The organism is Absiella sp. AM09-50 (genome assembly GCF_003433845.1).
GTDB lineage: Bacteria > Bacillota_I > Bacilli_A > Erysipelotrichales > Erysipelotrichaceae > Hoskinsella > Hoskinsella hominis.
Window position 1 is genome coordinate 1 of the sequence record NZ_QVFI01000052.1, and the last position, 8,419, is coordinate 8,419.

At 32.9% G+C, this 8,419-nt stretch carries 10 protein-coding genes and 1 riboswitch; of the genes, 4 read left to right on the forward strand and 6 right to left on the reverse strand.

All coding sequences use genetic code 11. From position 1 onward, the window contains the following. Positions 1-265: 265 nt before the first annotated feature. The gene (gene lysS / locus DW114_RS20670) at positions 266-1,747 is read right to left on the reverse strand and encodes a lysine--tRNA ligase (RefSeq protein ID WP_117456228.1); all 1,482 of its coding nucleotides are present in this window, start codon (positions 1,745-1,747) and stop codon (positions 266-268) included. Between the two features lie 419 nt (positions 1,748-2,166). On the opposite strand from lysS, the gene DW114_RS20675 reads away from it, so the two are divergent. The 4 genes from DW114_RS20675 (at position 2,167) to DW114_RS20690 (ending at position 4,388) form a co-directional block, all read left to right on the forward strand. Then, the gene (locus DW114_RS20675; RefSeq protein WP_117456212.1) at positions 2,167-2,493 is read left to right on the forward strand and encodes a hypothetical protein; all 327 of its coding nucleotides are present in this window, start codon (positions 2,167-2,169) and stop codon (positions 2,491-2,493) included. Between the two features lie 37 nt (positions 2,494-2,530). Continuing rightward, positions 2,531-3,019, forward strand: a complete 489-nt coding sequence (locus DW114_RS20680; RefSeq protein WP_117456215.1) for a sigma-70 family RNA polymerase sigma factor — start codon at positions 2,531-2,533, stop codon at positions 3,017-3,019. Continuing rightward, positions 3,012-3,764: a hypothetical protein gene (locus tag DW114_RS20685; RefSeq protein ID WP_117456217.1), complete on the forward strand. Its 753-nt coding sequence runs from the start codon at positions 3,012-3,014 to the stop codon at positions 3,762-3,764. The genes DW114_RS20680 and DW114_RS20685 overlap by 8 nt, the downstream gene beginning before the upstream one ends. A gap of 78 nt (positions 3,765-3,842) precedes the next feature. After that, positions 3,843-4,388 carry an RNA 2'-phosphotransferase gene (locus DW114_RS20690; protein ID WP_117456219.1) on the forward strand — a complete coding sequence of 182 codons (546 nt, stop codon included), beginning with the start codon at positions 3,843-3,845 and terminating at the stop codon, positions 4,386-4,388. Between the two features lie 43 nt (positions 4,389-4,431). Here the strand turns inward: DW114_RS20690 and DW114_RS20695 are convergent, their stop codons facing one another. The 5 genes from DW114_RS20695 to hslO form a co-directional block, all read right to left on the reverse strand. Beyond that, complete coding sequence (locus DW114_RS20695) at positions 4,432-4,887, reverse strand: pyridoxamine 5'-phosphate oxidase family protein (protein WP_117456221.1); 456 nt, start codon at positions 4,885-4,887, stop codon at positions 4,432-4,434. A 12-nt stretch (positions 4,888-4,899) separates the two neighbouring features. Then, complete coding sequence (locus tag DW114_RS20700) at positions 4,900-5,496, reverse strand: ECF transporter S component (protein WP_233509631.1); 597 nt, start codon at positions 5,494-5,496, stop codon at positions 4,900-4,902. 78 nt (positions 5,497-5,574) lie between these two features. Beyond that, positions 5,575-5,696, reverse strand: a riboswitch (FMN riboswitch). A 113-nt stretch (positions 5,697-5,809) separates the two neighbouring features. Beyond that, the gene (locus DW114_RS20705) at positions 5,810-6,415 is read right to left on the reverse strand and encodes a peptidylprolyl isomerase (RefSeq protein WP_117456225.1); all 606 of its coding nucleotides are present in this window, start codon (positions 6,413-6,415) and stop codon (positions 5,810-5,812) included. After that, complete coding sequence (gene dusB / locus DW114_RS20710; RefSeq protein ID WP_117456226.1) at positions 6,412-7,413, reverse strand: tRNA dihydrouridine synthase DusB; 1,002 nt, start codon at positions 7,411-7,413, stop codon at positions 6,412-6,414. The genes DW114_RS20705 and dusB overlap by 4 nt, the downstream gene beginning before the upstream one ends. Continuing rightward, positions 7,403-8,287: an Hsp33 family molecular chaperone HslO gene (gene hslO / locus DW114_RS20715; protein WP_117456227.1), complete on the reverse strand. Its 885-nt coding sequence runs from the start codon at positions 8,285-8,287 to the stop codon at positions 7,403-7,405. The genes dusB and hslO overlap by 11 nt, the downstream gene beginning before the upstream one ends. Positions 8,288-8,419: the final 132 nt, after the last annotated feature.

An 8,419-nucleotide genomic window follows, 5' to 3' on the forward strand; every position in this document is an offset into this window, starting at 1 on the left:
AAACATCCTTCCTCCTGTCAACGCTTTTTTTATCTTTTTTTCGTTTTTTTATCAAAAAACTGTTAAATCCCATAAAAATCCGAGAATATAAAGGATTATTAACCTAATTATTATAATCAATATCAGTTTTAATTAAGAAATGGTTACTATTATATCATACATCTTGTATTCATTTTGATTTTCATAAAAATATCCTTTTCCTTCTTATATAAAGAAAAAGCACATCATCTGCAAATAATACATTAATGTGCTTATCTTATATAATTTATTTATTCTTCATGTGCGGAAATAATAAAACTTCACGAATGGTCTGTGAATTTGTAAGTAACATTACAAAACGATCAATACCTAAACCAACACCACCCGTAGGAGGTAATCCATATTCTAATGCTTCTACATAATCAACATCCATTTCATTAGCTTCATCATCACCTAAATCACGAAGTTTTAACTGATTTTCAAAACGTTCTCTTTGATCAATTGGATCATTTAATTCTGAGAATGCATTTGCATATTCATGTCCATCAATAAACAACTCATAACGATCTGCAAATCTTGGATCTTCAGGATTCTTTTTCGCCAATGGTGAAATTGATGTAGGGTGTCCATAGATATATGTAGGTTGTACTAGTGTTTCTTCTACATATTTTTCAAAGAACAAATTGATAATGTGCCCTACACTATTGTGTTTCTTTTCTACTTCGATTTCATGTTCTTTGGCGATTGCACACGCTTCTTCATAGCTCATTTCTTTCCAGAAATCTACACCGCATGCTTCTTTAATTGCATCCACCATGTGCAATCTTTTGAAAGGAGCTTTTAAAGAAATTTCTTTTTCTCCATATGTAATTTCTGTAGTACCAAGTACTTCCATAGCTACATATTCAAATAACCCTTCAATCAAATCCATCATACCATGTAAATCTGAATAAGCTACATAAGCTTCTACTGTAGTAAATTCTGGGTTATGTGTTGCATCCATTCCTTCGTTACGGAATAAACGACCTATTTCATAAACGCCTTCTAATCCACCAACAATTAATCTTTTTAAAGGTAATTCTGTTGCAATACGTAAATAGAAAGGCATATCTAATGTATTGTGATGTGTGATGAATGGTCTAGCAGCTGCTCCACCAAGAATTGGCTGTAACACTGGAGTTTCTACTTCTACTAATCCCTTTCCATCAAAGTAACGCTGAACTGCACGAATAATTTTTGGTCTTGTTAATGCAATACGTTTGCTGTTATCGTTCATAATCAAATCTACATAACGTCTACGATAACGTTCTTCTACATCCTGCAAACCGTGGAATTTTTCTGGTAGAGGACGTAATGCTTTTGTTAAGTGTGTATATACTGTCGCTTTAACAGATAATTCTCCATGATCCGTCTTCATAACAATACCTTCAATACCTACTATATCTCCGATATCTGATTTTTTGAATATTTCATACTGATCTTCTCCGATGACATCTTTACGCACATAAATCTGCATTCTGCCATCTAAATCCTGAATATGCATGAATCCAGCTTTTCCCTGGCGACGTTTTGTCATAATACGTCCAGCAATTTTAACAATTACGTTTTTTTCAACTAATTCTTCTTTTGTGAAATTTTCATATTCTGCGCGTATTTGTCCTGATTTGTGTGTTCTTTCATACGCATGTCCAAATGGATCAATGCCCATATCAATAAGGTCTTGCATCTTTTGGCGACGAATTTTTTCTTGTTCTGTCAACTTTTCCATGTTATTTACTCCTTTTCTTTTCATAATAAAAGCTCTCTTCCTCATAGGGACGAGAGCTTGATCGTGGTACCACCCTAATTCACTGTTTAGTTGCCTAAAACAGTCTTAGCGACTTTCATTAAGTCTATTCGTAACGTGAATGATTCGTCCTTTCGGAAGGCTCCAAGTCTTTGTTTCGAAATAAATTTCCATGCATCTTTTCCACCATCAAATGCTCTCTATTACTTCCATTTATTCTACTCTCTTATCAACGCCATATTTGCACATCTGATTATATATAGAATGAAGTTGTTTGTCAAACGAAATCTCTATTTTTTTAGCGATAAAATTTATCGTATTTTTTATTTATGAATTTTTTTATTTTTTTGAAAGCTTTTTATATATTATTTCGTATTATTAGTGAATGGAGGATATTTAAAATGAAAAAAAAGATTGTTACATTATTTATAGTGTTATTGATTGCAATAGGTGCTTTTGTTATATTAAAGCCAATTTACGCAGCTTCAGCTTCCTATTCTGGTGATAGATTCCATCATGAGGATTGTGATCAACACTCAGACAATCAGGATTGTCCAAACAGAAATGATCAAAACTGTTCACGAAAAATGAAAAGAACTCATCAAATGAATCAGGACTGTGTTGAAACTCATCAAAGTCAATACAAACATAACCATGATTGTGTTTCGCAAGTTGAACAAAATTGTGCATGGACTGTTAACACCCATCACCAAATGCACCACAAATAGTGTATAATACAATTAAATAAAAAAGAAATGAGGTTCTATGCGAAGCGAAGAGGAAATTATTCATGCCATTAATACTTATTCTGATATGGTAAAGCGTATATGCTTTATTCATTTAAAGCAAGATGCAGATGTTGAGGACATTTTTCAAGATGTCTTTTTAAAGTATGCAAATGGACCACATTTTGAAAGTGACGAGCATGAGAAAGCATGGCTTATAAGAGTAAGTATAAACGCATGTAAAGATTCTTTAACTTCCTGGTTCCATAAAAAAGTTATTTTGCATGATAATTTAGAAATCTATGAAAACATTCCCTTTCTAACTAAATCGCATGATGATCAAATACTCTCAAATGTATTAAAACTAAAGGAGAACTACCGCAATGTCATATATTTATATTACTATGAAGGTTATAAAATAAAAGAAATCGCCCAAATATTACATAAGAAAGAAAACACAATACATACATGGATGAAACGTGCGAAGGAAGAATTGCGCTATATGCTTGGAGGTGATTATCTTGAATAAACCACTACAATCTTTAGATCATATACACGCTGATAATGATTTAAAAGAAAAAACAATGCTTCATATATTGCAAGGAACAAAAAGAAAATCTCAATCACCAAAAGGAAAGTGGGCTTTCGCAATCTTACTTCTATGCTTTTTTATATCTTTTCCGATACTATATTTATTTAATTCATCACCTTCATCAGAAGATGATAGTAACATAGAAGCTATTGTGTCATTTGATATCAATCCCAGCATGGAATTTAAAGTCAATAAGGAATTAATCATTACCTCGATCAAGCCTTATAACCAAGACGCAAAAAAAATTATCTCCACTTTAAATTTAAAAGACAAGCGAATTGATGATGCAATTGATATATTATTACAAGATCCATTATATCGTACCTATTTTAAAGATGGTATATTAGAAATTGGAATTTATACAAAGAACAGTCAGTTATCTTCACAGCTTGATACCTTAGTTCAGGAAAAATTGCAATCTAAGCTTTCTACTTCACAATATCATTGTTCACATATTGACGAAGAAACACATACAGCTGCTCATAACTCACATACTTCTATAGGAAAATATCGTGTTATAGAAGAAATCCTGTCTTATGATAACAATTATTCTTTAGAAGGGTTATCAAATAAAAGCATGAAAGAATTATATAAGATTTTATCATTATATGATGCAAATAATATTCCAGAAAGCTGCCAAAAATCAACTAATGAAAATGGTCATCATGGAAAACATCACTAAAATATTATATGTAAAAACATTCAAGCAATTAATTTCATGATATACTAATTTATATTTATAAAGGATGTGAAATATGTCATGTCAGTTAATGAACTAAAATTAAGTAAAACGATATCCTATGCTCTGCGACATCACCCTGAAGAATTTAATCTTCAATTAGATGAAGAAGGGTGGTGCTTTATTGATGATTTGCTTAATGCTTTACAAACAGTCAATCAGTTACAAGATGTCACTCTTTCTGATCTCAAGAAAATGATTGCACATTCAGAAAAAAAGCGTTTTGAGTTAAAAAAAGATAAAATTCGTGCATATTACGGACATAGTTTTGATGTTAAAGTAAAATATAACGAAAAAAAGCCACCTGATTTCTTATATCATGGAACAGCAAGAAGATTTCTTGATTCTATCAAAAGACAAGGCCTTATTGCAAAGCAAAGACAATATGTGCATTTATCCAGTGATCGTCATACTGCCTATCTTGTTGGAAAACGTCACGATGATTATCCAATCATTTTAAAAATTAACGCAAAAGAAGCATTTGATGATGGAATTGTTTTTTATGATGCTAATGATACTACTTGGTTATGTGAAGCACTTCCAAAACAATATATTGATAACTTATAAAAAACCCAGAGCTTAACACGATTATACTAAGCTCTGGATTTTTTTAATCATAAGGTATTACTTCTACACTTTCTGTTTCAAAATCTACAAAAGTTTGAAATGCATTACGATGCTCATCCTCATCCCAAATTTCTACAAACTTTGGGGTCACTTCGATAATAATTTCACTATCTTCATGACTATATGCATTATAACTTTGCCAAAGATATTTTTTATACAGCGTTTCAAATTTGTGATCAGGCTCATCAACAACAAGCCCTTTATTTTCTGCAATACCTTCTACCTGTACACCTCCAACACAAAGTGCAACTCTTGGATTTTCGAATAACTGTTGGGTTTTCCTAAAGTTTTTATCTGTCTTAAAATAAATTTTATCATCATAAATCAAGCAGCTAACATTTCTAACCATCACATAATCATTTACACTGGATGCCAATGCCATAATCTTATAATCTCCTAATTTTTTAAATAATAAGTCTTTTCCTTCTTCGAATGTCATTTTCTTTTCCTCCTATCGTTTATACGCGAATCGATGAATCATAGGACTAATTTTTTTATATACAAGAAACGTAATTAATCCATTCACTCCTGTTTTAATCAAGTTGAACGGGATAATGCCTAACAACACCACTCCTTCAATTGAATTTACTGCTGGATTCACTTCTTTACACATAGCTAAAATATTACTCATATCCATTTGATAAAGTGAAACATAAAATGGAATAATCAGATATAGATTTGTAATTACTGCTGTTACAGTACAAATAACTATACCTAATAACATTCCAATAGCAGCACCATTTCTGGTTTTGTGTTTTAAATAATATGCACTTGCCGGAAGTATCAAGGCACAGCTTAATAGAAAGCTTTGTATTTCTCCAGTAAACATACTATTTGTACCATTGATAATTAGCTGAATCAATACTCTGACAATAATAATTGCAAGTGCGTTCCATGGCCCTAGGGCAAATCCTCCAATCAATTCAGGAATCAGTGCAAAATCAAAGCTCAGAAACGGTGGCAACAATGGTATCGGAAATCGAAATACCATTAAAATGGCACCTAATGCTGCTAATATTCCTATAAGAGCAAGATTTTTTGTCGTCATGTTTTTCAAACACAACACCTCCATTTCAAAAAAAAAACTGGAAACGAAAAAAAAACTTCGCCTCCAGGTGTACACAGAAAATGTCTTTTCTCATCCGGACTATTACCGTCGGTTCTGGAATCACACCAGATCAGCCGCGAATTTTGCGGGTCATGGACTTTACCATCGGTAGGGACTTACACCCCGCCACAAAGACTTTGATTCAATTTTGAAACAGTTTGTGTCTGACACATATCTGCTTGTTTTTTATTATAGTCCTATTTTTGATAATGAGCAAGCTTAATCTAAAAAAGAATGCTGTTTCCAACATTCTTTAATCTAAAATTTTAATGCTATTTATCACAGGCTGTTGTGATGCTTCAACTAATCCATTGTTATCAATTGCTTTTACTTTCTCAAGCTTATCTAATACATCCAGCCCTTTTGTGACTTTTCCAAATGCAGCATATTGCCCATCCAAATGAGAAGCCTTTTCATACATAATGAAGAATTGTGAACTGGCACTATTATAATCTTGCGAACGAGCCATTGATATAACGCCACGCTCATGTTTTATATTGTTTTCCACACCATTTGCACTAAATTCACCTTTGATTGTATGTTTAGATCCTCCAGTACCATTACCATTAGGATCCCCACCCTGAATCATAAAATCCTCAATATTACGATGGAATGTCAAGCCATCATAAAAACCGTCTTTTGCTAATTCCACGAAATTAGTAACAGTAATTGGCGCTGTATCTGCATCCAATTCTAATTCTATTGTCCCATAATCTTTCACATCAATAACTGCGTGATGCTTACCTTTTAATAAATTTTCTGAAACTTGCTCTGTAGGTTTAGGTGTTTCTTTTGTCCCACACGCACTTATCGTTAACATAAAACAAATCATCATACAAACAGATATAACCTTTCTCATTCTTTCACCGCCTTACAATTCATCTCCGCCATATATAAGTCTAAAATTTGGTTCATTTCATCAAATGTTTCCATTTTCGTTAATGCATCTTTTAATTTATGAGAACCAGGCAATCCTTTCACATACCATGCCGCATGTCCTCTCATTTCACGCATTCCTACATACTCACCTTTCAGATTGCATAATCGTTTTGCATGTAATCTTGCCATCATAAATTTTTCTTCCATAGACACTGGTGGTAATTGTTTTCCCGTATCAAGATAGTGCACTACTTCCTTAATTAACCAAGGATCTCCTAATACCCCTCTGCCAATCATTACTGCATCGCATCCTGTTTCATCCAGCATACGTTTTGCATCTTCTCCACTTCTTATATCTCCATTTCCCATAACAGGAATTGTAACTGCTTCTTTTACTTGTTTAATATAAGACCAATCTGCATGTCCTTCATACATCTGCTTTTTGGTTCTGCCATGAACTGCAATTGCTTTAACTCCTACTGCTTCTAAACCTTTAGCTAAATCTACACATGTAATTTGATCCATATCCCATCCAATACGCATTTTAACAGTAACTGGTTTTTCAACAGCTTCTACTACTGCTTTTGTCATTTTTGTTGCATGATCTACATCTTTCATTAATGCGCTTCCTGCTTGAGATTTAACAATTTTAGTCACTGGACATCCCATATTGATATCTATAATATCACAATCTGTTTTTGTATCTAAAAGCTTTGCTGCATAAACCATTGTTTCTATATCATGTCCAAAAATCTGCATCGTTAGAGGATGCTCGCCTTCTTCTACATCTGTCATACCAATAGTCTTTTCATTTTCATAATATAATGCCTTATCACTAACCATTTCTGTATAAATAAGACCTGCGCCAAACTCTTTACATATCACGCGAAACGCTGGATTGCTAATACCCGCCATAGGTGCAATTACAACCTGGTTTGCTATTTCTATATCTCCTATTTTCCAAGTATTATTTGGCATATTGTTCTAAAAACCTTTCTAGCTCTTTTAATTCTTCTTCATCAAATTTATATTTTTCACCACAAAAGTTACATGTAATTTCACATCCATGATCTTCTTCTATCATTTTCATACGTTCTTCTTTACTTAATGTTGTCAAAACACGTTTCATTTTGGCACGATCACAATCACATTTAAATTCGATTTCCTGTGTACTTAAAATCTTTATATCATCAAACATATCTTTTAATGCTGATTCTAAGCTTTCACTTTCATCAATTAAATTTGACATTGGTTTTAATTTTCCTAAAACAGCCTCAACCTTTACAATATCCTCTTCAGTAGCATCTGGTAACATTTGAATAATTAATGCTCCCGCTGCCTTAATTGAATCATCCGGATTCACTAAAACTCCAACAGATACTGCACTTGGCGTTTGTTCACTAACAGTAAAGTAATATGCAAAATCTTCTCCAATTTCACCACTTTGTAATGCTACAGTGCCTTTCCAATTTTCTTTCATATGGAAATCCTTTGTGACTTCTAAATATCCATCAGTACCAACAGCAGTACCCACAGCCAAATGACCATTATTATATTGCAGCATGATATGAGGATCACTGACAAATCCTCTTACATGTCCATCACTATAAGCATCAACCATTATAGTTCCAATTGGTCCATGTCCATTAATATTGATAGTTATTTGCTCTTGTTCACTTTTTAACATGCTACCCATTAAACTTGCTACAGATAATGTTCTACCCAATGCAGCAGCACTTGTAGGCCACATATCAAAACGTCTTCTTGCATCTTCTACCAGATTTGTACTGGCACACATATAAATACGTACACGCTCTTCGCATGCTAGCGCTTTTACTAAATAGTCCTTCATTGTAATCAACTCCAATTCTGCTATTGAAGTATATCATAATTTTTATTGAAATGCGATGAATTACATATTTAAAATCTGGAAGTATGATTCGAATATGATAATGTCTTAATGAAACCAAATTGATTTTGTCTT